Annotated in this window: 21 protein-coding genes and 1 pseudogene; 11 read left to right on the top strand and 11 right to left on the bottom strand. The window is 73.6% G+C overall.

Features of this window, described 5'->3' with window-relative positions; genetic code table 11:
• Window positions 1-14: 14 nt before the first annotated feature.
• The 7 genes from ABT160_RS27220 to ABT160_RS27190 all read right to left on the bottom strand — a co-directional run bounded on the left by ABT160_RS27220 (window position 15) and on the right by ABT160_RS27190 (window position 5,902).
• Entirely contained in the window at window positions 15-995 is a 981-nt protein-coding gene (locus tag ABT160_RS27220) for an MAB_1171c family putative transporter (RefSeq protein WP_351650476.1), read from the bottom strand.
• A gap of 9 nt (window positions 996-1,004) precedes the next feature.
• Window positions 1,005-1,496 (bottom strand): hypothetical protein, encoded by a 492-nt coding sequence (locus ABT160_RS27215; protein ID WP_351650450.1) that lies wholly within the window; start codon window positions 1,494-1,496, stop codon window positions 1,005-1,007.
• Window positions 1,493-1,963, bottom strand: coding sequence for a hypothetical protein (locus ABT160_RS27210; RefSeq protein WP_351650449.1), 471 nt, complete (start codon window positions 1,961-1,963; stop codon window positions 1,493-1,495). The genes ABT160_RS27215 and ABT160_RS27210 overlap by 4 nt, the downstream gene beginning before the upstream one ends.
• 133 nt (window positions 1,964-2,096) lie before the next feature.
• A complete protein-coding gene (locus tag ABT160_RS27205) occupies window positions 2,097-2,954 on the bottom strand; it encodes an aldo/keto reductase (RefSeq protein ID WP_351650448.1) in 858 nt (285 codons plus the stop codon).
• A 346-nt stretch (window positions 2,955-3,300) separates the two neighbouring features.
• A complete protein-coding gene (locus ABT160_RS27200) occupies window positions 3,301-3,627 on the bottom strand; it encodes an ArsR/SmtB family transcription factor (RefSeq protein ID WP_351650446.1) in 327 nt (108 codons plus the stop codon).
• 137 nt (window positions 3,628-3,764) lie between these two features.
• Complete coding sequence (locus ABT160_RS27195) at window positions 3,765-4,685, bottom strand: NADP-dependent oxidoreductase (RefSeq protein ID WP_351650445.1); 921 nt, start codon at window positions 4,683-4,685, stop codon at window positions 3,765-3,767.
• A complete protein-coding gene (locus tag ABT160_RS27190) occupies window positions 4,682-5,902 on the bottom strand; it encodes an MFS transporter (RefSeq protein ID WP_351650444.1) in 1,221 nt (406 codons plus the stop codon). The genes ABT160_RS27195 and ABT160_RS27190 overlap by 4 nt, the downstream gene beginning before the upstream one ends.
• Window positions 5,903-6,256: 354 nt before the next feature.
• On the opposite strand from ABT160_RS27190, the gene ABT160_RS27185 reads away from it, so the two are divergent.
• The 9 genes from ABT160_RS27185 (at window position 6,257) to ABT160_RS27145 (ending at window position 17,105) form a co-directional block, all read left to right on the top strand.
• The gene (locus ABT160_RS27185) at window positions 6,257-7,108 is read left to right on the top strand and encodes an acyltransferase (protein WP_351650443.1); all 852 of its coding nucleotides are present in this window, start codon (window positions 6,257-6,259) and stop codon (window positions 7,106-7,108) included.
• Window positions 7,105-8,367: a glycosyltransferase family protein gene (locus tag ABT160_RS27180; protein ID WP_351650441.1), complete on the top strand. Its 1,263-nt coding sequence runs from the start codon at window positions 7,105-7,107 to the stop codon at window positions 8,365-8,367. The genes ABT160_RS27185 and ABT160_RS27180 overlap by 4 nt, the downstream gene beginning before the upstream one ends.
• Before the next feature lie 30 nt (window positions 8,368-8,397).
• Entirely contained in the window at window positions 8,398-9,273 is an 876-nt protein-coding gene (gene rfbA / locus ABT160_RS27175) for a glucose-1-phosphate thymidylyltransferase RfbA (RefSeq protein ID WP_351650440.1), read from the top strand.
• Window positions 9,270-10,226 carry a dTDP-glucose 4,6-dehydratase gene (gene rfbB, locus ABT160_RS27170; RefSeq protein WP_351650439.1) on the top strand — a complete coding sequence of 319 codons (957 nt, stop codon included), beginning with the start codon at window positions 9,270-9,272 and terminating at the stop codon, window positions 10,224-10,226. The genes rfbA and rfbB overlap by 4 nt, the downstream gene beginning before the upstream one ends.
• Complete coding sequence (locus tag ABT160_RS27165; RefSeq protein ID WP_351650438.1) at window positions 10,214-12,397, top strand: prenyltransferase/squalene oxidase repeat-containing protein; 2,184 nt, start codon at window positions 10,214-10,216, stop codon at window positions 12,395-12,397. Before rfbB ends, ABT160_RS27165 begins: the two co-directional genes overlap by 13 nt.
• A gap of 134 nt (window positions 12,398-12,531) precedes the next feature.
• The gene (locus tag ABT160_RS27160) at window positions 12,532-14,217 is read left to right on the top strand and encodes a 3-deoxy-7-phosphoheptulonate synthase (RefSeq protein ID WP_351650437.1); all 1,686 of its coding nucleotides are present in this window, start codon (window positions 12,532-12,534) and stop codon (window positions 14,215-14,217) included.
• A 139-nt stretch (window positions 14,218-14,356) separates the two neighbouring features.
• Window positions 14,357-14,950 carry a hypothetical protein gene (locus tag ABT160_RS27155; protein WP_351650436.1) on the top strand — a complete coding sequence of 198 codons (594 nt, stop codon included), beginning with the start codon at window positions 14,357-14,359 and terminating at the stop codon, window positions 14,948-14,950.
• Window positions 14,951-15,027: 77 nt separating this feature from the next.
• The gene (locus ABT160_RS27150; protein ID WP_351650435.1) at window positions 15,028-16,353 is read left to right on the top strand and encodes a sensor histidine kinase; all 1,326 of its coding nucleotides are present in this window, start codon (window positions 15,028-15,030) and stop codon (window positions 16,351-16,353) included.
• Window positions 16,350-17,105 carry a response regulator gene (locus ABT160_RS27145; RefSeq protein WP_351650434.1) on the top strand — a complete coding sequence of 252 codons (756 nt, stop codon included), beginning with the start codon at window positions 16,350-16,352 and terminating at the stop codon, window positions 17,103-17,105. The genes ABT160_RS27150 and ABT160_RS27145 overlap by 4 nt, the downstream gene beginning before the upstream one ends.
• A gap of 111 nt (window positions 17,106-17,216) precedes the next feature.
• On the opposite strand, the gene ABT160_RS27140 is transcribed toward ABT160_RS27145, so the two are convergent.
• A complete protein-coding gene (locus ABT160_RS27140; protein ID WP_351650433.1) occupies window positions 17,217-18,158 on the bottom strand; it encodes a LysR family transcriptional regulator in 942 nt (313 codons plus the stop codon).
• Window positions 18,159-18,347: 189 nt separating this feature from the next.
• Between ABT160_RS27140 and ABT160_RS27135 the strand changes: the two genes are divergently transcribed.
• Together ABT160_RS27135 and ABT160_RS27130 are read left to right on the top strand one after the other, a co-directional pair.
• Window positions 18,348-19,307 (top strand): NAD(P)H-binding protein, encoded by a 960-nt coding sequence (locus ABT160_RS27135; protein WP_351650432.1) that lies wholly within the window; start codon window positions 18,348-18,350, stop codon window positions 19,305-19,307.
• A gap of 118 nt (window positions 19,308-19,425) precedes the next feature.
• Window positions 19,426-19,751, top strand: a pseudogene (locus ABT160_RS27130) (darcynin family protein).
• 46 nt (window positions 19,752-19,797) lie between these two features.
• Here the strand turns inward: ABT160_RS27130 and ABT160_RS27125 are convergent.
• The 3 genes from ABT160_RS27125 to ABT160_RS27115 form a co-directional block, all read right to left on the bottom strand.
• Window positions 19,798-21,729, bottom strand: coding sequence for a hypothetical protein (locus ABT160_RS27125; RefSeq protein ID WP_351650431.1), 1,932 nt, complete (start codon window positions 21,727-21,729; stop codon window positions 19,798-19,800).
• A gap of 365 nt (window positions 21,730-22,094) precedes the next feature.
• Entirely contained in the window at window positions 22,095-22,853 is a 759-nt protein-coding gene (locus tag ABT160_RS27120) for a DUF4232 domain-containing protein (protein WP_351650430.1), read from the bottom strand.
• Between the two features lie 300 nt (window positions 22,854-23,153).
• Window positions 23,154-23,633: a MarR family transcriptional regulator gene (locus ABT160_RS27115; protein ID WP_351650429.1), complete on the bottom strand. Its 480-nt coding sequence runs from the start codon at window positions 23,631-23,633 to the stop codon at window positions 23,154-23,156.
• Window positions 23,634-23,662: the final 29 nt, after the last annotated feature.

Genomic DNA, 23,662 nt, shown 5'->3' with positions numbered 1-23,662 from the left:
GCGGCCGCGCGCCCTCACACCGAGGTGCGGTACGCCGAGGAGAGCGAGTGCAGCAGGCGCGTCTCCTCGGGCGAGGCCTCGCCCGACAGGAGCAGCAGGGCGTCCTGGCACTCGATCTCGCGGCGGTAGCGCCGGTAGGACAGGTCGACGCGGTCCCACACGCCGCGCACCCCGCGCTCAGGCGGCAGGACGACGTGCGGGTACATCGTGGTGAGGCGCTTCCAGACGGGCTTGAGGCGGCGCAGGGTGCGCCAGTCGTCGAAGCCGCGCCGCACCAGGAGGGCCGCGCGCCAGAGGGCGGCGAAGTAGAGGCCGAGGACGCTGGCGAGGACGGCCGCTTCGGTGAAGACGAAGTTGAGGATGCTGTACCAGGCGAACCAGCCGTCCTGGACGAGCTGTACGCCCACCAGGGCGAGGCGGTTGACGCAGGTGATCGCGTAGGCGGTCATGCCGACGGCGCCGACGCCGACCGCGACGGCGACGTGGCCGCGCACGATGCGGCGGATGCGTACGCAGGCGACGGCGGCGGCGCCGGAGCAGTACAGGAAGAAGAGGTTGCCGATGACGTAGACGCCGACGATGCGCCAGTCGGCGGCGTACTCGTTCTGCAGCGGGTTGGCGCGGCGGCCGGCGGGCGTGGTGGCCATCAGGACGGCGAGGACGGCGCTGACGACGCAGGCGGTCAGGAAGAGGGTGCCGCGCCACCAGGGGCGGTCGTCGCCGCGGCCGAGCGGGCGCCACAGGTAGGTGGCGAGCAGGGCCAGGCTGACGGAGACGCCGGTGTCCATGGTGATGGAGGCGACGCCGGGCACGTCCTCGAAGGGGACGGCGTCGCGCACGGCGGGGATGCTGGAGAGCGCGGCGACGGTGAAGCTGGTGAGCGCGACCATCAGCATGGTGGTGGGCTGGTCGCGCGGCGGTCTCAGTCTCAGCTCGGCCGCCTTGACCAGGAGGGCCACGCACAGGAAGCCGGACAGAAGGTACTGGAACCGCATCGTCACGCGTCAGCTCCCGGCGAAGTACTTGTGGACGTCGGAGGAGCCCTCGCCCTCTTCATCGAGGTCGTCGAGCAGCTGCTCGGCGAAGGCGGCGGCGAGTAGCTCGGCCTCGCGCTCGCACACGGAGTCGTACGCCGAGCGCAGCCGGCCGACGGGCCCGCCCCGGGCCGTCTCCAGGGCGGGTATCTCGGGCTGGTAGTCCGGCAGTTGCTCGCCCTCGTGGCCGCACAGGATGTGGGCGAGCTCGTGCAGCACGATGTGGTCGCGGTGGGTGCCGGTGGCGAGTTCCTGTACGACCACCACGTCGTCGCGGGCGCGCGCGATCCACACCCCCATGGGTCCGGGGATGGGCAGCGGCGCCTCGACGACGCGGATCGGCCGGTCGCGCAGGGAGCTCATCTGGTCGCACAGTTCGTAGGCGGACGCGTACGGGTCGAGCCGCAGCGATCTGACGTACTTGCGGCAGGAGTGGATGTTCGTGAAACGAGCGGACGTCACGTCTTTCCGTCCATCATGTCGAGGATCGCGATCAGTTGGTTGCGGAGCTCGGGCGTCATCTTCCCGGCCCGCATGGCGATGTGCCGCACCTGCTGGTCGGCGAGCGGGGAGAGCTGGTCGGCGGGCTCCTCGCGGCGGGCACGCGACTCGCCGGAGGCGAGCCAGTCGACGCTGATCTCCGGGTGCCCTTGGGGCAGGTGGTCGTTGAAGAAGCGCACGAGCGCGAGCACGACGGTGATGGAGGGGTTGGTGTAGCGGCCGGTCCTCAGCATGCCGAGGTAGCTGCGGGACAGCTTGACGGGGTACTCGTCGGTGGAGCGGGTGATGATGTCGGCGACCTCGCCGGTACTGAAGTTGCGCCAGCGTCCGCCGTGCTCCGCGTCGCCGGTCCCCGCCACCGAGAGAAGGTAGTTGAGGCGGTCCGCGAACGTCTCGCCGCCACCGAACCCGCCGCCCTGCTGTTCCATCCCGCCGCTCCGTTTGCCGAGAGATACCCGTGTGAAGTTCTGCCCCCCTGGTCGCTGCCACTCGGGCGGCTCGACCTCGGCCGGGCGTTCGAATGGCGATGGGCGCCAGTATACTGACGCACCCGCCGGGGGGCTACCGCCGTCCGACGGCACCGCTGCGCTCCGCTCCCCGGGCGTACCGCGCCACGGCGGCGGCCTCGTCGGGGCCGAGCGGGCCGCGCAGCACGGCGGCCGCGTTCGCGCGCAGGTGGTCCGCGCTGCCGGTGGCCGTCAGCACCGTGGTCACCTCGGGGCGGGCCAGCACCCACCGCAGCAGGGCCTCGCTCCAGGTGGCGCAGCCCAGTTCGGCCAGGAGGCCGGCGGGCGGGGGCGAGGCGAGCAGGCCGCCCTCGCCGAACGGCCGCATCACCAGCACGCCCACCCCGGCCTCGGCTGCGGCGGGCAGGACGTCCTCGGCGAGGTCGGGCTCGGCCGCGTTCAGGTTGACCTGGACGAAGTCGGCCAGCCCCTGCGACACGACCCGGTTGAGGTCCGCGCGGGTGCCGCCGAGGCCGAAGGCGTTGTCGAACTGGTAGGTGACGCCGGTGAAGCGGACCCGCCCCGCCTCCTTCTGGCGCGCCAGCCAGTCGAGGTTGGCGCGCCAGCCGTTGAGGTTGTGCACCTGGAGCAGGTCGACCGAGGTGCGGCCGTAGGCGCTCAACTGCGCCCGGAAGACGGCCTCGACCTCCTCGGGGTCGGTGTCCCAGAGCTTGGTGGCGACGAAGAAGTCGTCGTCGCCGTGCAGCAGCCGGGCGAGGTGGGCCTCGGACCTCGCGTAGACGGGTGCGGTGTCGACGAGGCGGACGCCGGTCTCGCGGCAGGCGTCGAGGACACCGCCGAGGCGCGCCAGGTCGGGCTGGTCGAAGGTGCGCCAGGTGCCGAGGCCCAGGACGGGCAGGTCCAGGTCGAGTGCGGGGAGGCGGCGGGTGGGGACGGTGGGCGCGGGTGTCATCGGTCCTCCGGTGGGGCGGCGGGTGCGCCCGCCGTGGCGGGCGGGCGTGGTGTGGCGTGGTGTGGTGTGGTGTGGGTCAGACGCTAGGAAGTGACACCGGTGTCAGGTCAAACCGAGCGTCGTCATCGCGTCACTGCGCGGGATACCCGCACGCCGCGGGGGGAGTTGGCCCCGGCGCGGACGGCTCGCGCGGGCGGGAGCGGCTCCGTACGTACGACAGCGGTACGGGAGGCGTCGTACGTACGACAGCGGTACGGCAGGAGTCGTACGTACGAAAGCGGTGCGGCCCCCACGCGTGTGGGGGCCGCACCGGGGCACGGGGGTACCGGCGGGCGCGCCGCCGGTGTCAGACCGCGGCGGTCCGGCGCTCCGGGGCGGTCACCCGGACCGCGTCGAGGAGGCCGGGGAAGAGTGACTCGATGTCGTCGCGGCGCAGGGTGACGACCCGGGCCGTGCCCCGGATCTCGGTGTGCATCACGCCGGACTCCCGCAGCACCTTGAGGTGGTGGGAGAGGGTGGACTTGGCGATCGGGTAGTCCAGTTGCCCGCAGACCCGCGAGCCCTCCAGGTGCATGACGCGCGCGATGTCCCTGCGGATGGGGTCGCTGAGCGCGTGCAGGACCTTGTCGAGGGAGATCTCCTCGCGGTCGGGGTGGTAGAGCTCCGCACGCATCCGCCGCCTCCTTGCCGCACCGGCGGGGCCGGTGCCCCGCCGAGTTGTTCGATGTTCGACGATTATAGGAGCCCGTGCCCGGGGAGGGCACGGGGTCACTCCCCTGCCATGCGGGTCACTCCCCCTGGAATGCGGGGTCACTCCCCCGGAATCAGGACGATCTTCCCGCCGGTGCCGCCCTTGAGTCCGAGGGCGAGGGCCTCGGCCGCCCGGGACAGCGGGAAGCGCGCGGACACGGGCAGCGCGAAGGGCCGGTGGCCGATCAGGTCGAGGGTGGCGGCCAGTTCCAGCGGCACGTGGTCGAGGAACGGCACGCCGCGCCCCTGGGCGGCGGCGTCGGGCACGATGGTGACCCGGCGCTCGGCGCGGTCCACGGCGCGCAGTGCGGCCTCGGTGGGCTGGGGGCCGCCCGCGCAGTCGACGGTGGCGTCGAAGGACCACCGGTCGAGCGCGTCGAGCAGCCCGTCGCCGTACTCCACCGGCGTCGCCCCCAGGGAGCGCAGCAGGTCGTGGTGGCGCGCCGAGGCGGTGCCGACGACCTCGGCGCCCATCAGCCGGGCGAGCTGGACCGCGGCGAGGCCGACGCCGCCGGACGCGCCGTGCACCAGCAGGAGTTCGCCCGCGCGCAGCCCGGTCTGCCGCAGTGCCGAGTAGGCGGTGCCCGCGGCGACCGGGAGGACGGCGGCCTGCTCGGCGGAGAACCTGCCGGGCTGGGCGGTGAGTTCGTCGGCCTCCTGGGAGGCGGCGACGGCCTCGTGGACGCGGAAGGTGCCGGGACGGCCGTGCCGGATGACGGCGTCGCCGACCTCGAACCTCCGTACTCCTTCGCCGACTTCGACGACGACCCCGGCGGCCTCGACGCCCAGGCAGGCGCCGGGCAGGGCCAGCGGGAGCAGGGCCCGGGCGTCGCCGCGCAGGACCTTCCAGTCGATGGGGTTGACGCCGATCGCGGTGTAGCGGACGACCACCTCGCCGGGCGCGGGCCGGGGCACGGGCACGTCGGTGACGTACAGCTCGCCGGGGTCTCCGTACCGGTCGAAGAGTACGGCGGTGCTCATGCGGCGCTCTCCTCCCGCCGGAAGGCTCCGGCCGCCGCGTACAGGCCGACGGCGGCGAGGAAGGCGATGACGGTGAAGGCCGCCACGCCGTGGAAGCCGCCGAAGCGGGTGAGCATCACGCCGCCGACGGCGCCGCCGATGGTGGTGCCGACGTACATGGCCGCGTTGGACAGGGAGGAGACCGTGCCGCGGGCGGTGGTGGTCTGCTGCTGGAGGGTCGCCATGAGCACCGGGAAGAGGAAGCCGCCGACCATCATGACCAGCGCGAGGAGTACCAGGGCGGTGGCGAGGTTGGGGGCGAACGGCACGGCGCAGTACAGGACGGTCATGCCGAGCAGCCCGAAGAGCAGGGAGCGGTGCAGGCCCAGGCGCTGGACCAGCCGGCTGCCGAAGAGGGAGCCGATGACGTTGCCCGCGCCGACGGCCATCATCGCGGTGCCCACGGAGCCGACGCCGAGGCCGAAGTCCTCGGAGAACCAGGAGCCGAAGAAGGAGATGGCCTCGAAGTTGCCGGTCTGGAAGACCAGGTAGGCGAGCAGGTACCAGCGCAGCCGGCCGGCGCCGAAGACGGTGGCGTACGTGCGCAGCGCGCCGCCGGCGGAAGGCGCGGCGGGCACCGAGGGGAAGGCCTTCAGGAGCACCACCCACAGCACGACGGAGGTGGCGCCGATCGCCCAGAAGGGCAGGTGCCAGGAGGACGAGGCGAGCCAGCTGCCCAGCGGGATGCCGAGGAACTGGGCGATGGACAGTCCGGCGGTGGCGAAGCCCATGGTGCGCACGATGCGCTGGGGCGGCACCAGGACGGGGATGGACGCCCAGATCTGCGGGGAGACGAAGGCGGCGCTGACGCCCGCGAGGAAGCGGAACAGGATCATCGTCCAGAAGCCCTGGGCGAAGCCGCACAGGGCGGTGGTGACGGTGAAGCCGACCAGGCCGGTGAGCAGCACGGTGCGGCGGTCACGGCCGTCGGAGAGCGGCCCGGCGATCAGCGCGAACAGCGCGTAGCCGAGGGCGTAGGCGCTGACCATCCAGCCGGAGACGTCGGGTTGGACGTCGAAGGTGTGGCTCAGGGTGGGCAGCAGCGGCGCGACCAGGAAGGTGTCGGTGCCGATGACGAACATGGTGGCGAAGGACAGCAGCGACACGACGGTCCCGGAGGGGCCGGTCGGGGCGTCGGTGGCGGCCGGGGTGGCGCGCGGGGTGGTGGCGGAGCTCATGCGGGCACCGCCTCCCGGTGCGGGGTCCGCCCGTGGGGGCGGCAGGACGGACTGGTCATCGTGGGCTCCTGAGCGGGCCGGTGCGCGCGGGTCGCCCCGCTCGCTATTTCGGTGTTCGTCGAACATCGAAGCAGAAGGTCCCGGGCGGAAGGAAGAGCGCCCGTCAAAAGAGTTCGTAAACCGTGGACTTCACGGGCGGGAACGCCAACTGGGCCATGGAACAGGCCTGTTACAGGGGCGTTAAGGGCCGCTCGGCGGTGAGTGACCTGGACCACAAAGCGCTTGCGGCCCACTGGAGTGTCAGCATACTAGCCATCAAGCGAGTAAACGCTTCAGCCTTGAGGGGAAGGCTTCATGGGGGATCTCTTCCAGGGTTCGTCATGGCTCCGACATGGCACGATCGTCGATCGATCGACCGTCGGCAGCCGGACGTTCACCGGTTTCCACGTCGTCCTGCGGTACGCGGACGTGGGGTCCGGGGCGCAAATCGCCGCCCGGGCACAGCTCTTGGGGACCGCGGCACGACGGGTCACGGTCGGCGACGGCGCCTGGATCGGAGCCGGTGCGCGCATCCACCCGGGTGTTCGCATCGGTGAACACGCCATCGTCGGCGCGGGGTCGGACGTCCACGAGGACGTCCCCGCGCACACCATCAGCTACGGTCGTCCCGCCACAGCCCGCGCCACCGTCACCACCCGCTTCGACCAGGGCGACGGCATCGAGGGCGTACTCGCACTCGTCCGCAAGCGGCAGGAGCGCGACACCACCCGTCTCGCACCCGACCGGCCGGCCGACCCGGAGGCCTTCTTCGACTGCGCGGCCGACCTGGGCCAGGACGTGTCCGTGGGACGCGCCGCCGTCGTCATCGGGCGCCCCGACGGGCCCAGCCCCCAGGGCGGCGTGAGCGTCGGGGACCGCACCCGGCTGGGCGACCACCTGGTCGCCGAGGGCGGCGGCGGGCTCACCATCGGCCCGGACGTGACCCTCGCCGAGTGGGTCACCGTCACCACCTCCACCCACGACCACCGCACCGCGGGCCGGCCCTGGACGGCCGCCCCCGTGCACATCGCCGCCGGAGCCTCCATCGGCGCCGGCGCCACCCTCGTCGGACCGCTGCGGATCGGCGCCGGCGCCACCATCGCCCCCGGCGCCGTGGTCACCCGCGACGTCGCCCCCGGCGAGCACTCGAAAGGCGTCTTCGGATGAAGGTCCTCCACCTGCCCGCTGAAACCGGCACGGGCCACAACATGCGCGTCCTCGCGGTCGCCACCAAGCTGCGCGAACTGTTCCCGCACGCCGAGCAGCACGTCCACCTCGCCTCCAAGAGCGAGGTCTTCCGGCCGATGTTCGAGGCCCAGGACGTCCGGGTGCACCTGGCCGCCACCGAGCGGGACCACGCCAACACCTCGCAGCTGGGCCGCAGTTTCGACTGGCACACCTACGTCAGCGGCTACCTGGACCGCACCTTCATCAGCGGCGACAAGATGCTCCGCGCCCTCGCCCTGATCAACGAGACCCGCCCCGACGTCGTGGTCAGCGACTACAACATCGCCGCCAGCCTGGCCGCCGAGACCGCCGGCGTCCCGCACGTCCTGATCACCGAGCGGTACGACTTCACGCTCGGCCAGGTCTCCAACGACGCCCTCGCCGCGGCCGGCTTCGACGTCACCCCGGCCGAGGTCGACGCCGCCCGCTCCGCCCTCACCACCCTGTTCGACTGGGTCACCCGGCGCGCCCACGCCGTGCTCACCGACAAGCCCCCGGTCGAGGAACTCGACCTGGGCACCCCGGTGCTGCGCGCCATCGCCGCGGGCAACGGCCACTTCGTCGGCCCGATCGTGCGCGACGCCTGCGCCGCCGAACCGGCCCCGCGCGCCGAGGTCGACGAGCGCTACGGCCTGGGCGGAGCCCCGTACGTCCTCGCCGGCGTCGGCGGCACCGCGATGTTCGCCGCGAACAAGGAGCGGCTGCTCGCCCACTACCTGGAGGCGTTCGGCAAGCTGCGCGCCGAACACCCCGACGCCCGGCTCGTCCTGATCGGCCGCCAGGAGTTCACCGAGGAGATCGACGGCGTCGTCCTGCTCAACTACGTCACCGACTGGCACTCCCTGGTGCGCCACGCGCACCTGGTGCTCTCCCCGCCCGGCTGGATCTCGGTGACCGAACTGGCCGTGATGCGCACGCCCGTGGCGTACGTGCTCAGCGGCCGGGACGAGTACCACGAGATCGAGGCGATGAGCCGGCTGCGCCTGCTCGGCTACACCACCGTCACCGAACCGGACGCCCAGGCCCTGCTGGACATCCTGCGGACCGCGTTCCGCACCCCCGAGGACTTCGCCCGCACCGCCGAGGGCGCGGCGCGGATCATCGCGCCGAACGGCAACGGCGCCGAGGTCGCCGCCAAGCTCGTCGCCCAGGCGGCCACCACCGCCCGCATCCACCGCGAAGACGCCACCGCGGCCTGACCGCGCACCCGGACCCCAGGAGGAGAGAAAGTGAAAGGCATCATCCTCGCCGGCGGCAACGGCACCCGGCTCGCGCCGATGACCAGCGTCGTCTCCAAGCAACTGCTGCCCGTCTACGACAAGCCCATGATCTACTACCCGCTGTCGGTGCTGCTCATGGGCGGCGTCACCGACATCCTGGTGATCGCCCGGCCCCAGGACATCGCGCTGTTCCAGCGCCTGCTCGGCGACGGCAGCCGCTTCGGCGCCCGCATCGACTACGCGGCCCAGGCCACCCCGCGCGGCCTGGCCGACGCCCTGATCGTGGGGCGCGAGCACGTCGGCGACGACGACGTGGCGCTGATCCTGGGTGACAACATCTTCCACGGCCACGAGTTCGGCTCGATCGTGGTCGACGCGCTCAAGAACAACGACGGTGCCACCCTGTTCGGCTACGAGGTGTCCGACCCCGAGCGCTACGGCGTCGCCCGCCTGGACCAGGACGGCACCGTGGTCGACGTGGTCGAGAAGCCCGCCGACCCGCCGAGCCGGCTGGCGATCACCGGCTTCTACGTCTTCGGCAACGAGGCCCTGGACGTGGCCGCGGGCCTGTCCCCCTCGGCCCGCGGCGAGCTGGAGATCACCGACGTCATCCGGCACTTCGTGGACCTGGGCCGGGCCCGGGTCATCCCGCTGGCCGGCGGGTTCGCCTGGCTGGACGCCGGGACCAGCGAGTCCTACATCGACGCCTGCAACTACGTGCACGCCATCGAGACCCGCCAGGGCCGCAAGATCGCCTGCCCGGAGGAGATCGCCTTCGACGCCGGGCTCATCGGCACCGACGAACTGCGCGCCTCCACGCTGCAGTTCAAGTCCTCCGAGTACGGCAACTACCTCGAACAGCTCGCAGAACGGAACGCGGCATGAAACTGGCGGTGACCGGCGGGGCCGGTTTCATCGGGTCGAACTTCGTCCGCGCGCTCCTGGCCGGGCGCCACTCCTCACTGGGCGTGGAGCGGATCTCCGTCATCGACAACCTCACCTACGCGGGCACCCTGCGCAACCTCGACGGCGTCCTGGACGACATCGAGTTCCACCGCACCGACATCTGCGACACCGAGGCCGTGACCGGGCACCTGGACGGCTTCGACGCGGTGGTGCACTTCGCCGCCGAGTCGCACGTGGACCGCTCCATCGCCTCCGGGCAGCCGTTCATGCGCAGCAACACCCTGGGCACCCAGTCGATGCTGGAGGCCGCCGCCGCGGCGGGCGTCGGCCGGTTCGTGCACATCTCCACCGACGAGGTGTACGGATCGATCCCGGTCGGCGCCACCGACGAGGACGCCCCGCTCGCGCCCAACTCCCCGTACGCCGCCTCCAAGGCGGGCTCGGACCTGGTGGCACTCGCCTTCGCCCGCACCCACGGGCTGCCGGTGGTCGTCACCCGCTGCTCCAACAACTACGGGCCGTACCAGAACCCCGAGAAGGCCATCCCGCACTTCGTCACCACCCTGCTGGGCGGCGGGAACATCCCGATGTACGGCACCGGCACCAACGTCCGCGACTGGCTCCACGTGGACGACCACGGGGACGCCGTCGCCGCGCTCCTCGGCGGAACGCCCAAGGAGTCCGTCTACAACATCGGCGGCGGCAGCCAGCTCACCAACCTCGAACTGGCCCGCCTCATCCTCGACGAACTCGGCCTGGACCACGGCCGCGTCGACTTCGTCGCCGACCGCAAGGCCCACGACGCCCGCTACTGCGTCGACGACTCCCGCATCCGCGACGAGTTCGGCTACCGGCCCCGCCGGGACTTCACCACCACGATCCAGGAGACCATCACGTGGTACGCGCAGAACGAGAGCTGGTGGCAGCGGTGACCCCCTCCCCCACCCTGGCCGCACGCCTGGTCGCGGGCGACGAGCCGCCCTCGGCGGTGTTCTCCTACGACGAGCGCGTCATCACCCAGGAGAGCCTGCTCGCGGACGCCGCGCTCGCCGACCTCATCGCCCAGCGGGCCCCGCTGCCGCCCGTCGGACCCGGCTTCACCAGCCGCTTCCGCGACCCGGAGGCCGGCGGCTTCCACGAGGTCCTGGAGCAGTACGGCGTGGTGTCCATGGCGGGCCGCCACCGCAGGACCGGCTCGCAGGCCCTGGCCTACCTCGCCTCGATCTCGCGCGCCGAGCTGCTCGGCGACAAGGAGGACGCCGAGCAGCTGCGCGAGGAGTTCGAGCTGCTGCTCACGCGCCTGGGCGAAGCCCGGCTCGCCACCACCTTCCTTCCCGGCCTGACCCGGCCGGTCGACCGCCAGCGGCGCCTCGGCGACCTCGCGCTGGCGCTGATCGCCGTGCACGCCACCGGGACCGTCCACCCGGTGACGGCCGACCTCACCGAGGCGCTGTTCGCCCTCTTCGACCACGACAAGGGCGTGTTCTGGGAGGCGGCCGAGCCCACCGGCGAGCCCGACCTGCTCGAAGGCCACCACCTCGCGGGCAACGCCCTCGCCCTGCTCGCGCTGCGCCGCCTGCACGACGCCGGGCACGCCTTCGGCCACGACACCTACGTCGCGGGACCGCTGCGCTACCTGGCCGCGCACCACCCGCACCCGCTCTCCGGTGGGTTCTGGAACCGCAGCGACCACTCCGGGCGGGTCAGCGTGGCCGCCGAACTGGCCCTGTTCAAGGGCGGGGCCTCGCCGTTCCCGAAGAAGGACCTGGGCGACCACGGCCTGCTGTTCGGCGCGGCCACCGCCTGGTCCGCCGAACTGCCCGAGCACACGGACGAGTTGATACGCACCTGCCTGGAGCAGGCCGCCACCTACAGCGACGGCTCGGGCGTCTTCCAGGGGCAGGGCAACTGGTTCTCCACCCCCGTCGACCCGACCGTGCCGCTGGCCCGCCACGTGATGGTGCCGCCGCGCACGCCCGGCGGGTTCAACGTCGGCAACTCCGCGTACGTGCTCTTCGGCAGCAAGTTCGCCGCCACCCAGCTGGTGTGGGAGTACTTCGACCCGGCCGGACGGCTGCGCGCGGACACCGCGCCGCCCGTGCCCGGGGACCCCGGGCGGCTGGAGCGGCTGGAGCGGCGCCCGTACACCCCCGACATGTCCTACGTGGCGACCGGCCCCATCGAGACGCCCCGGATGCGGGTGGACGACTACCTGCGGTGGCTGGACTCCACGAAGGTGGGGCCCGCGTACGGGCTGACGCCGTACACCTCGCCGCTGTCCTTCCGGGCGGACAACACCCCGCAGAACTTCTCCGCCGTGCACGTCATCTCCGACCGCATGGCGCTGGACCTGCCGCTCTCCGACGAGGAGGCGGACCGGCTGACCACGGCCCTGTTCGCCTCCCAGAACGCCGACGGCGGCTTCGGCGAGGCGCCCGGGGTCCCCTCGGAGCTGTTCACCACGTACTGCGTCGTCCTGGTCGCCTACGCCCTGCGGCGCTGGGACTTCGACCAGGAGCGCTGCCGCGCCTTCCTGCGCCGCTGCCAGCACCCGCACGGCGGCTTCGGCAACTTCCCCGGCTACCCGGCCGACTCCTGGCACACCAACCTGGCGGTCCTGGCCCTGCACGCGCTCGGCGAGCCCGCCGAGGCCCACCAGCACGCCGCCTCCTACGTCCTGGCCTGCCGCAACCCGGACGGCGGCTACTCCAGCGTGCCGGGCGGCCCCTCGGAGTCCTTCTCCACCTTCCGCGCCGTCGACACCCTCATCCCGCTGGGCTTCCAGCCCCCGGAGGCCGAGCGCACCGTCGCGTACCTGCGCGGGCTCCAGGACCCCTCGGGCGGCTTCCGGTACGGCGCCGGGCGCGCCGTCAGCTTCGTGGGCAGCTACCACGCGATCGCCGCGCTGTACCTGCTCGACGCCGAGCCGGCCGACGCGGCGGCCTGCATCGACTGGATCGCCGGGCACCAGAGCCGCGACGGCGGCTTCTCCCGGCAGTTCGACGCGCCGTCGGACACCACCGACGAGGGGTTCATCGTGGTGCAGGCGCTGCTGATGCTGGAGAAGAAGCTCAACAAGTACTGGGCGTCGATCATGACGTGATCCGGGCCGCGCCCGCCCGGCCGTCCGCCCCACCCCGCGGGGCCGCACCGGGGGCCGTGTCCGCACGTTCCCCGTGGCGCGGCCCCGCCCCGCGGGTCACCCCGTACTCCCGTCACCAGGATCGAAGGTTTCCCATGGACGCGTATCCCGACTTCTCGACGCCCCCCGCCCTGCCGTCCGCGACGCGCCTGATGCTGCGCAACGAGGGCTCGACGACCGTGCTCCTGCAGTCGCTGGTGGGCGCCGACCTCTCGGCGGAGGTGCTGCCGGGCCCCTACGAGGGTCCGCTGCCCGCCTCGGACCACCTCGACGCGGTGTTCGGCGCCGTCCCGGACGGTGAACTCGCCGTGCGGCGCTCCCGGTTGCGCGACCCCTCCGGGGCGCTGGTCAGCGAGAACGCCATCACCTTCCGCGGCGCCGACCGCGCCGGGCTCATCCCGCCCGGCCGGATCCCCTTCGGCCTGCACACCCGACGCCTCGGCCTGTACGAGCGCCGCCGGATCCTCGGCGCCGGACTGACCACCCGCCGCTTCGGCCTGCTGCCCGCGGGCTCGCCCGGGCGCGCCTACGAGATCGAGTTCTCCAACGGCGTGCGCGTCCTGGTCCACGAGGTGTTCAGCCCCGCGCTGGTACCGACCGGCGAGCAGCGGCCCGCGGCGGCATCGGTCACCCACCACCAGCCGGACTGGCCCGCCGGTGCGGGCGTCGAGCGGGTGCGCGCCGTGCTCGCCGGGGTGGACCCGCTGGTCTCCGACGCCGACTGCCGCGACCTGCGCGCCCGGCTCGCCGGGCCCGGCTTCCTGCTCCAGGCGGGCGACTGCGCGGAGACGTTCCGCGACAACACGCCCAGCTCGGTGGCGCGCCGGGTGGCGCTCTTCCGCGCCATGTCCGACCGCGTCACCGCGGCCTCGGGCCACCGCGTGGTCACCGTGGGCCGCATCGCGGGCCAGTACGCCAAGCCGCGCTCGGCGCCCGTGGAGCGGCGCGGCGAACTGGCCCTGCCCTCCTACCTCGGCGACGCGGTCAACGCGACCGGGTTCTCGGTCCGGGAGCGCGCCTTCGACCCGGGCAACCTGCTGCGCGCCTACCAGGAGTCCAGCAAGACCCTCTCGTTCATGGCCGGTTCGGGCGTCTTCGCCTCCCACGAGGCGCTGCTGCTCGACTACGAGCGGCCGCAGACCCGGCGCAGCAGCGCCGACGGGCGCGACTACGCCCTGTCGGGGCACCTGCTGTGGATCGGCGAGCGCACCCGCGCGCTGGACGGCCCGCACATCGCGTTCGCCGCCGGGATCCACAACCCGGTCGCGGTCAAGGTCGGCCCGTCCTGCACCCCGGACGAACTCCTGGCGCTGCACGGCGTGCTGAACCCGGACAACGCCCCGGGCCGGCTCACCTTCGTCCTGCGCATGGGCCGGGAGCGGGCGTACGAGCGCGGACACGTGCTGATGGCGGCCGCGGCGCGGCAGGGGCTGGCCGACCGCTTCGTCAGCGACCCGATGCACGGCAACACGGTGACCAGCCCGGCGGGCGTCAAGACGCGCTCGCTGGCCCACGTGGAGGAGGAGCTGCGGGCGTTCTTCGCGGCCTGCCGCGACACCGGCACCGAGCCCGGCGGCGTCCACCTGGAGGTGTCGGGCGACGACGTCACCGAGTGCGTCGCCGACCACCCGGACGACGCCTACCTGGCGACCGCGTACCGCTCCTCCTGCGACCCCCGCCTCAACCCCGCGCAGGCCCTGCGCGTCGCCGACCTGGTGGGCGAGCTCCTGGCACCGGTGTCCGCCCAGGCCCCGGCCCTGGGGCTGCCGGCCCTGACCTGAGGGTCCCCGCACACGCCGACCCCCTACTCACGTAGGGGGTCGGTTCTGGCGCCGTGGAGTGACGTGCGCGACGGGTGCTCACGCATAGCTTTCCTGTGTCGGCGGAACACACCTCCGGCCAGAGCGTGAGGAGCAGGTCATGGCAGTCATCGCTTCGGGTCACAGCAGCGGCAGCGACAGCGGTGCCGGTGCCGGCAAGGGTGCGGCCGCGCTCCTGCGGACGCCGTTCGTACGGCGCGTGGGTGCGGGTGCCGCGCTCCTGCCGGTCTCCCTGGCCGCGGTCGCCGCGGTCGCGGTCGGACGGCCGGAGGCGGCGCGCCGCTGGTGGGGACGGCTCTCCGCGCAGGGCACCGCGAACGGCCACCGGCCCGGTGCCGTACGACTGTTGGGGCACGGGCTGCTCGCCGTACCGCTCGGACTCCTCACGCTGATCCCGATCGGCATGGAGCTGCTGTTCGTGCTGCGCGGGGTCTTCTACCCGCTGGTCCAGCCCGGCCCGTACACCACCGCGTGGGGCGGCCCCACGACCGGCGGCGCGTGGCTCGCGCACTTCGGCGTCGGCCTGCTCACGGCGGCCGTCGGGCTCGGTCTTCTGTGGCTGCTCGACCGGCTGCACGCCCGGCTCGCGGGCGGGATGTGGGGCCGTCGCGTCGGCGCCTGGCCGGTGGTGGCCACCATCCTGTCGCTGCTCGGCGGGGCGCTCCTGGTCAACGCCTGGACCCACCAGCTGTGACCGGGGCCAGGGGCGCGGGCATCATGACCGGCGACCGGCACGGTCCCGCATCGTCGCAGGTCGTACGATGGCCGACGATGAAGCCCGATGCACCCGCCCGCCGGACCACCCCCAGGATCCGCGCCCTTCCGACCGTCCTGCGCGCGGCCCTGTGGGAAGACCTGGCCACGCGGTCGGTCCCCTTCCCGGGCGGGCGGCGCGGCAGCCGGACCGTCGTCGCGGGCGCCTGGGTGCTCGCCCTGGTGGCCTTCTTCGCCGGCACCCTGGACCTCATCCAGCACTACGCCCTCGACCCCGGGGTCGCCCTGGCGCTGACCGTCGCCCGCGCCGTGCCCCTCGTGCTGGCGCTCAGCCGCCCCCGGACCGCCTGGTGGACCGAGCTCGCGGCGGTCGCCCTGACCGCCGCGCTCACCCGGCCCGTCTCCCCGGCCGAGCCCTGGCCCTGGGCCGTGACCTCGGTGCTCACCCTGACCGTCACGCTCGGCGTCGTCGGACTGCGCGCCCCGCGCCGTGCGGTCGCCGCACTGTGGGGTGAAGTCCTGCTCGTGGGCGCGGTGTTCACCGCCGTTCTCCCCTCCCACGGCGGCTGGCTCGCGCTGCTCGCCCCGAGCGTGATCCTCGCGGTCACTGCGGTCACCGTGAACGCGCTGCGCGACCGCGTCGACGTACGGGCCAGGCTCGCCGTCGCCGAGGAGCGCGGCGCGGCCGAGGAGGCAAGGGCCTCCCTGCTGGCCGAACGGGCCCGCATCGCACGGGAGTTGCACGACGTGGTCGCCCACCACATGTCCGTGATCACGGTGCAGGCCGACAGCGCGCCCTACCGCGTCGCGGACGTGTCGCCGGGCGCCGCCGAGGAGTTCGCGGCGATCGCCGGCGAGGCCCGCACGTCGCTCGCGGAGATGCGGCGCCTGCTCCACGTGCTGCGCAGCGAGGACGCGCCCGACGGCGAGCACGCCCCGCAGCCGGACCTGTCCGGGCTGCCCGAGCTGATCGAGACGACGCGCCGCGCGGGGATCGCGGCCCGGCTGACCCTGGACCCCGGCCTGTCGGACCCCTCGCGCGGGGGTGAACTGCCCGCCGCCGTGGCCCTGTCGGCGTACCGACTGGTCCAGGAGGCCCTGAGCAACGTGGTCCGCCACGCGCCCGGCGCCGAGGCGGACGTGGAGGTGACGCGGTCGGGCGGCGCCCTGCGCGTCAGCGTCGTCAACTCCCCGGCCCGGGGCGCCCGTCCGGCCGTGGAGACGCGGGGCGGCGGGCACGGCCTGCTCGGGATGCGGGAGCGCGTCGCCATGCTCGAAGGGGAGTTCAGTGCCGCACCACTGCCCGGCGGCGGCTTCCGGATGGCCGCCGTACTGCCCTTGCCTCAACCGTCCCCGCCCGGCACACCGTCAGGAACCCCGTGACCGTCTCCGTACTCGTCGTCGACGACCAGGCCATGATCCGCGCGGGCTTCGCCGCACTCCTGAACGGACAGCCGGACATCTCCGTCCTGGCCGAGGCCGGTGACGGCGCGGAGGGACTGGCCCTGTGCGCGGAGCACCGGCCGGACGTGGTCCTGATGGACGTACGGATGCCGGTCATGGACGGCCTGGAGGCGACCCGGCGCCTGATGGGCCGCCCGTCCGGGGCGGGTGGGCCGGGTGGATCGGGCGGGCTGGGCGGATCGGGCGAGCCGGGTGGGGCGGGCGGGGCGGGCGGGGCGGGCGCGGAATACCGACCCCGGGTGCTGATGCTCACCACCTTCGACGTCGACGACTACGTGTACGACGCGCTGGCCGCCGGAGCCAGCGGGTTCCTGCTCAAGGACGCGCCGCCCGCCGACCTGATCCAGGCGGTCCGGGTGGTCGCGGCGGGCGAGGCGCTGCTCTCGCCGCGGGTCACCCGGCGCCTGATCGAGGGGTTCGTACGCAGCCGCCCGGTGGCCCCGCACGCGCCACAGCGCCTGGCCGGCCTCACGCCCCGCGAGACCGAGGTCCTGGTGCAGGTCGCGCGCGGCCGGTCCAACGCCGAGATCGCGCAGGAGCTGTTCCTCGCCGAACAGACCGTGAAGACGCACGTGTCCCGGGTCCTTGACAAGATCGGGGCGCGGGACCGGGCCCAGGCGATCGTGTTCGCGTACGAGAGCGGTCTGGTGCGGGCCGGGGAGAACGGCTGAGCGACAGCTGAGCGCGGCACGCCTGTGGGGTGGCTGAGCGGGGAACGCTGGTGGGGTGGCTGGGCAGGTACGCCGGTGGGGCTGCCGGACGGGGGTACCGATGGGCGGCCGCTACCCCGCCGCGGGGCGCAGCACCTGGCGCACCGCGCCGCGCAGCCACTGGTGGGCGCCGTCGGCGGTGTGCCGGGGGTGCCAGGCCATGCCGATGCTCACGGGCGGCAGCGGCAGCGGGATCTCCAGCAGGCGCAGGCCCAGTGCGTGCGCCGCCTCGGTGAGCGGTGAGGACGGCCCACCCGGCAGTGCGGTGGGCACCAGGCACACCACGTCGTCGGCAGCGGCGAGCGCCATCGCCGCCAGGTGCCCCGGCAGCACGGCGGTGACCCGCCGCTCCAGCCCCCGGTCGGCCAGCGCCGCGTCCAGCGGGCCGGTGAAGCGCCCGCGACGGCTGACCGCCACGTGCTCGGCCGCGGCCAGCCGGGCGGGCGTCAGTGTCCCCTCAGCCAGTGGGTGACCGGCCCTGACACCCGCCGCCATGCGCAGCGTGACCAGGTCCTCGACCCGCGTCTCCGGGTCGACGTGGTCGATCGCGCCGACCTCCAGGTCGACCCGGCCGTCACGCAGCGCTGGGCCCGCCTCCCACTCCTCGGCCAGGACGCGCAGCGAGACGCCCGGGGCGTCACGGCGCGCCCGCCCCAGCAGCCCCGGGGCCAGCGCCGCGCCGACCAGGTCGGCGGCCTGCACGGTGAAGGTGCGGCGCAGCACGGCGGGGTCGACCTCGCCGCTCGGCGTGAGCAGCGCCTCCAGGCTCCGTACCACCGCGGCGGCCTCGTCCCGCAGCGCCTCGGCGCGGGGCGTGGGCACCATCGCCTGCCCGGCCCGGACAAGGAGCGGGTCCTGCAGGACGCGGCGCAGCCGGGCCAGCGTGCGGCTCATCGCGGCGGGGGAGGTCCGCAGCCGCGCGGCGGCGCGGGTGACGCTCTGCTCGGTCAGCAGGGCGTCGAGGGCGACGGCGAGATTGGCGTCGAGGTGGGATACGGGGCCACTCACCAGCATCGTTCCGTTCTGGGCAATGACCCATTGCTGAAGTTCCCATTGTGGCAAGGGCGATGGCGTCCGCACGATGAGGGGGCGCCGCACCCGCTTCGGCGCACTTCCGGGGGACCTCCTGACGGACCTCCCCCATCAATCCTCTCCACCCACCCCTTTCCACCCACCCCTTTCCACCCACCCTTGAGGTTTTCCATGATCGTCATCACCGCCCCCACCGGGAACATCGGCCGCCAACTGCTCCCGCTGCTGCTCGACGCCACGCCCGCGCACGGAGAGCAGCTGCGCGTCGTGGTCCGCGACCCCGCCCGGCTCCCCGCGGACGTGCGCGGACGGGTCGAGGTGGTCACCGGCTCGCACGGCGACGCCGCCACCGTGGGGCGCGCCTTCGCCGGAGCCGACGCCGTGTTCTGGCTGGTGCCGCCCGACGCGTCGACCACGCCCGAGGAGGCGTACAGCGGCTTCACCCGCCCGGCCGCCCGGGCGTTCGCCGAGCACGGCGTCGGCCGGGTCGTCGGCGTCTCCGCCCTCGGCCGCGGCACCCCGCAGGCCGCGCGGGCCGGACTGGTCACCGCCTCCCTCGCCATGGACGACCTGATCGCGGGCTCGGGCGTGGCCTACCGCGCCCTGGCCAACCCGTCGTTCTTCGAGAACCTGCTGGAGGAGGCCGGCTCGATCCGCGAGGACGGCGTCTTCACCGACACGGCAGCCGCCGACCACCGCGCGCCGATGGTGGCGGTCGCCGACATCGCGGCGACCGCGGCCGGGCTGCTGCTCGACCGCTCCTGGACCGGCGTGGACAGCGTGCCGGTCCTGGGTCCGCAGGACCTCTCCCCCGACGACCTGGCCCGGATCATGTCCGAGGAGCTGGGCCGCCCGGTCCGCTACCGGCGGCAGCCGCTGGACGAACTGCGGTCCACGATGCTGGGGTTCGGCCTCGACGCGGCCTTCGTGGAGGCCATGGTCGACATGAAGCGCGCCAAGGACGAGAGCCTGGACACGGGCGCCACCCGTCCGCCGCACACCGGCCCGACCCCGGCCACCACCTTCGCGCGGTGGTGCGCGGAGACGCTGAAGCCCGCGGTGCTCGGCGCACCGGACGTGCAGACTGCCCCGACCGCCCCGGCCGCCCTGGAGACCGTCGATGCCGACTGACCGTACCCACGACACCCACGACACCCACCACACCGACCACACCGACCACACCGACCGCACTCACCACGCCAACCCGTCGACGACGGCCGACCGGGCCGAGCCGCCGGTCACCGCCTTCATGCTGGTCAAGACCACGCCCGCGTGGCTGGCGATGAGCGTGGCCGAGCGCGTCCACGCCTTCACCATTACGTCGCCCCGGTGATCGAAGCGCGCACCCACGGCGTCCGGTCCCGCTTCTACGACACCGAGTTCTACTCGGCGCGGGTCACCGACGTCTGGGTCTGGGAGGCGGACGACCACGACGCGTATCGGATCCTGATCGACGCACTGCGCGAAACCCCCTTCTGGGACCACTACTTCGAGGTGGTGGACCTGCTGGTGGGCACGGAGAACGGCTACGCCCGCACGTACGGGGTGGAGCCGGTGACCACGTTCGCGACGTGAGGCGCTGAGTTGGAGGGGGCACCGGGCGTGCGCGGGTGCCCCACCCTCAGCCCGTCGCGACGATCGCGCTCGCCGATCCGCCCAGGGGCTTCCACTCCGTACCGTTGCCCGTCCAGCGGGAGACGGTCAGGCCGTCGGCGGCGATCCGGTAGACCGAGCGGGCGCCCACGGCGAGGCCGACACCGGCCTCGCCGATCGGCGTCCACACGCCAGGGATCCCGGCGTACTTGAGGATCCGGCCGCCCGCGGCGTCGACGGCGAAGAGCCCCGCGCCGCCCGCGTGCAGGGCGCGGGCGGGGCCGCCGATGCGCCGCCAGCGGGCGCCCTTGCCGTTGGCCTGCCAGATCTCCTTGCCGTCCGGGGAGAGCCGGGCCACGTAGTCGGGGCCGACCGCGAAGTCCGCGCCGGGGCCTCCCGCGTCGACCCAGTAGTCGCCGGTGCCGGTGTACCGGGCGAGGTTCCCGGTCTCCGGGCTGACCGCGAACAGGCCCGCGCCCCCCGCGTACAACCGGCCGGCCGCTCCGCCCACGCGTACCCACTCCGCCCCCAGACCGGTCCACCGCATCACGGCATCCCGCCGCTCGGTGATCGCGAACAGGCCGTCCCCCGCGGTGATGAACTGCTCGCCGGGGGCCCCGATCTGGTGCCAGGAGCTGGAGGGCTCGTCGTAACGGAAGACACGGCCGTCGTTCGGATCGGTCATGAACAGCCCGGCGGTTCCGACGAAGATCTGGTCCGCCGACGGGCCGATCGCCCGCCAGGCGCCGTCCCGCGCCGTCCACCGCAGGATGTTCCGGCGGTCGGGGGTGATCGCGTACGCGATGGCCGAGCCCGGGTCGACGGGCGCGGCCGGGGGCCGCGCGGACGGACCCGTGGAAGGGGTGGGGGCGAGGACGGGCGGAGCGCCCGGGGTCCGTCGCGACGGCGAACTCGACGACAGTGGTACGGGTACGGGGCTCGCGGAGCCGGAGGGCGACGCGCTCGGGGACCCGGTCGAATAGGGCCGCACCGGCCAGGGCGCCCGGCGCGGGGCGGCCTCCTCGTGCGTGACGTCGGAGGCCGCGTCGGAGAGCCGTCCGACCACGACGCCCGCGAGGGTCGCCGCCGCGACCACGGCGAGGGTCAGCAGCACGCCCAGGACGACGACCGCCGCCGTGGTGAGGCGACGCGCGGGCGACGGGCTCGCGGGGAGCGCGGCGGGCAGGTACCGGGGCCGGACCTCGGGGGCGGTGTCGAGCCGCTGGAGGACCACGCCCTCGACGACCGGATCGGCCACCACCTGACCGGTGCGTAACCGCTCCCGCAGCCAGTGGGCGTCCTCGCGCTGGTGCTCCAGGACGTGGTGGACACGGGCCAGGGCCAGGGCGAGGGCCGGGTCGGCGACCTCGAGGAGCACCGGGAGCCGAGGCGCGTCCGGGGTGGCGTACTGGTCGCGTACGTCCGTCACGGCGTCGCGCGCGGCCTCCTCCGTGTCACGGGCGGCGGCCAGCTGGTCGAGGACCTCGTCCAACTGCTCCCGGGTACCGGGGTCGGGGGCTCGGGCCGGGGGCTCGGCCGGGGAAGGGGCCTGGGACTGCTCCTTCAGCAGGGTCACCATCGCCAGCAGGGCCTCGACGAGCCGCCCCGACTCGGCGAGGTCGGCCTGGGCCTGGCGCAGCGCCTCGTCCAGTGCGGGCGGCGGAGTGCTGGCCGCTTCCGCGGTGAGGGCCTCCGCGTGCAGGCGGCGGGCCTCGGCCAGTGCCGACTGCCGGGTGCGGGCGTCGCGCACCCGGTCCCTGATGACGGTGTTGAGGCGGCCCAGCGGGATGACGCGGACGCCCGAGCGGTAGTCGCCCCAGACGGACTTGCCCCCGCCGTAGCGTTCGGAGAGGTCCCTGAGGGTGAGGCCCTCGGTGACTCTGCGCAGGAGCAGTGCCAGGTCGTTGGCCGCCTCCGACCGACCCCGCGGAGCTCCCTGCGGACGTCCCGCTCTGGTCATCCGTAACCCCCACTCTGGTCCCCGATCGCCCCACCCCTGAGGAGCAGCCACAGACAACAACGGCGGGATGACTCGTGTCCACGGGGCGCGCTGGTCCCCGCACACGGTGGCGGGAAAGCGTGGCGCGGCGGGGCATGAGCGCTCGTGGGGGGCGTGGCGCACGGGTGGGGCGCGCGCAGATTCGGCTGGATCAGGCGGTCGGATTGGCGGCGCCCGTCACCGGCGTCGGTACCCGTCGTACGAACGCGGCGTCCGTCACCGGCGTACGTACGCGGCGTCCGTATTCGGCGTACGTACGACGGGTACGGACGCCGGTGACGTATCCGGCGTCCGTCCGTACGCCACGTACGTCCCCGGCCGTCCGATCAGAAGTCGTCCGCGCCGTTGCGCAGCTCCTCCGTCCAGAAGCCCGTCTTGGCCGCGGCGTCGTCCACCGCGATGCCGCCGCCCCCGATCGTGACCGACTTGCTGCCCTCCGCGGGGCCGTCCGCGGCGAAGACGTTCACGTAGAAGGTCTTCACGACGCGGTTGTCCTCGTGCACACCACCCTGGTTGATGCGCACCGCCGCGTAGGCGGGGGCGCCCGGCCTGAGGACCACCGGGGTGTGCGGGCGGCTCTTGGCCACGGACGGGACGTCCTTGGCGGTCTGGATCTCGCCGAACGCGATCAGCGGGTACTGGAGCAGCGTGCAGGAGCGCCCGGAGACGTTCTTGGCGGTGAGGACGATGTGCGTGGTGGGCACGCCGTCCTGCTTCTCGGCCGTGACGCGCAGGTCGGCGGCGCCGCAGGCGGCGGGAGCGGCCGCGCCACCGTCCGTTCCCTTGCCTGCCGTGCCCTGGCCGCTCTTGCCGCTCTGACCGGCCGCCTGCTTGCCCTGCGACTGGCCCTGGCCCGTCCGCGAGGCGGAGGCGGCGTCGGCCGAGCCACCGGTGGCGGACGTACCGGAGGCAGACGTTCCGGCGCCGGAGGCGGTGCCGCCGCCCGCGGTCGCGGTGTCGCCGGCGGCGGGCTTGGGAGCACCCTCGCCTCCCGCCGTACCGGTGCCGCCGCAGGCGGTGAGGCCCAGGGCGAGGACGGCGGTGGCGGCGGCGAGGACGGTGGAACGGGTGCGGGACGTACGCATGGGAAACCCCCGGGAGCGGTGAGCGGATCGCGGATTGCGGATGAGCAGTGTGCGGAGGTCGTACGTGATGTTCGGTACGCCTCTCCCGGCCCGGGCGCCCTGATCGGCTGATCGTTGGGCGGCCCGTCGGACCGGACACCACAGACTCTGGATCACCACCGGCCGCCACGGCCAGCACACCCGGCCGATCAGGGACGCTGGAACGTTTCAACGCCCCTGACCTGCGGAAACCCTCCCGCCTGGAACGGGCTGGTGGAATGACCCACGCTCACGCGGAACGCTCGGCACCGCTTCCCAGTGCTACTCCTTGCGCCCCCGCAGCGCGTCCAGGTGATCACGCGCCGCCCCCGCCGCGCGAGTGAACCAGTCCGAGATCACCGCCGTCTCCTCCGGGCTGTACCCGGCGAAGATCTCCTCGAGCCGGGCGTAGAACGGCTGGTAGATCTCGACCACGCGCACCGCCGCGTCCGGATCGGCGACGACGCGGACGCGCCTGCGGTCGCCGGGGTCCGGGACGCGGTGGGCGTAGCCCGCCTTCTCCAGTCGGTTGAGCACGCCGGTGACCGCGCCGGTCGTCAGGTTGGCGCGCTCGGCCAGGTCGCCCGCGGCGAGGGGGGTGGCACCGGCGCCCAGGACGTGGCCCAGGCAGGTGAGGTCGGTGACGTTGAGGCCGAGCGCCTGCGCCACCTCCTGCTGCCCGATCAGGCCGAGGGCCACGTACGCGTCCATGCGCTGGATCGCCTCCCCGGCGGTCGCCGGGGGGCGGCTGTTGCCCTGCACGCAAAGACTCCTTAGTATCTAAGTTACTT

The sequence above is a fragment of the Streptomyces sp. NPDC001941 genome (assembly GCF_040296945.1).
Taxonomy (GTDB): domain Bacteria; phylum Actinomycetota; class Actinomycetes; order Streptomycetales; family Streptomycetaceae; genus Streptomyces.
The sequence above is the reverse complement of the archived record's forward strand: the minus strand, read 5'-3'. Positions and strand labels throughout refer to the sequence as shown.

Bases quoted from the DNA above. Each gene is read 5' to 3' on its own strand.
- ABT160_RS27220 (WP_351650476.1), bottom strand. From the start codon at position 995: ATGCGGTTCCAGTACCTTCTGTCCGGCTTCCTGTGCGTGGCCCTCCTG.
- ABT160_RS27210 (WP_351650449.1), bottom strand. From the start codon at position 1,963: ATGGAACAGCAGGGCGGCGGGTTCGGTGGCGGCGAGACGTTCGCGGAC.
- ABT160_RS27205 (WP_351650448.1), bottom strand. From the start codon at position 2,954: ATGACACCCGCGCCCACCGTCCCCACCCGCCGCCTCCCCGCACTCGAC.
- ABT160_RS27200 (WP_351650446.1), bottom strand. From the start codon at position 3,627: ATGCGTGCGGAGCTCTACCACCCCGACCGCGAGGAGATCTCCCTCGAC.
- ABT160_RS27195 (WP_351650445.1), bottom strand. From the start codon at position 4,685: ATGAGCACCGCCGTACTCTTCGACCGGTACGGAGACCCCGGCGAGCTG.
- ABT160_RS27190 (WP_351650444.1), bottom strand. From the start codon at position 5,902: ATGAGCTCCGCCACCACCCCGCGCGCCACCCCGGCCGCCACCGACGCC.
- ABT160_RS27185 (WP_351650443.1), top strand. From the start codon at position 6,257: ATGGGGGATCTCTTCCAGGGTTCGTCATGGCTCCGACATGGCACGATC.
- ABT160_RS27180 (WP_351650441.1), top strand. From the start codon at position 7,105: ATGAAGGTCCTCCACCTGCCCGCTGAAACCGGCACGGGCCACAACATG.
- rfbB (WP_351650439.1), top strand. From the start codon at position 9,270: ATGAAACTGGCGGTGACCGGCGGGGCCGGTTTCATCGGGTCGAACTTC.
- ABT160_RS27160 (WP_351650437.1), top strand. From the start codon at position 12,532: ATGGACGCGTATCCCGACTTCTCGACGCCCCCCGCCCTGCCGTCCGCG.
- ABT160_RS27155 (WP_351650436.1), top strand. From the start codon at position 14,357: ATGGCAGTCATCGCTTCGGGTCACAGCAGCGGCAGCGACAGCGGTGCC.
- ABT160_RS27150 (WP_351650435.1), top strand. From the start codon at position 15,028: ATGAAGCCCGATGCACCCGCCCGCCGGACCACCCCCAGGATCCGCGCC.
- ABT160_RS27140 (WP_351650433.1), bottom strand. From the start codon at position 18,158: ATGCTGGTGAGTGGCCCCGTATCCCACCTCGACGCCAATCTCGCCGTC.
- ABT160_RS27135 (WP_351650432.1), top strand. From the start codon at position 18,348: ATGATCGTCATCACCGCCCCCACCGGGAACATCGGCCGCCAACTGCTC.
- ABT160_RS27125 (WP_351650431.1), bottom strand. From the start codon at position 21,729: ATGACCAGAGCGGGACGTCCGCAGGGAGCTCCGCGGGGTCGGTCGGAG.
- ABT160_RS27120 (WP_351650430.1), bottom strand. From the start codon at position 22,853: ATGCGTACGTCCCGCACCCGTTCCACCGTCCTCGCCGCCGCCACCGCC.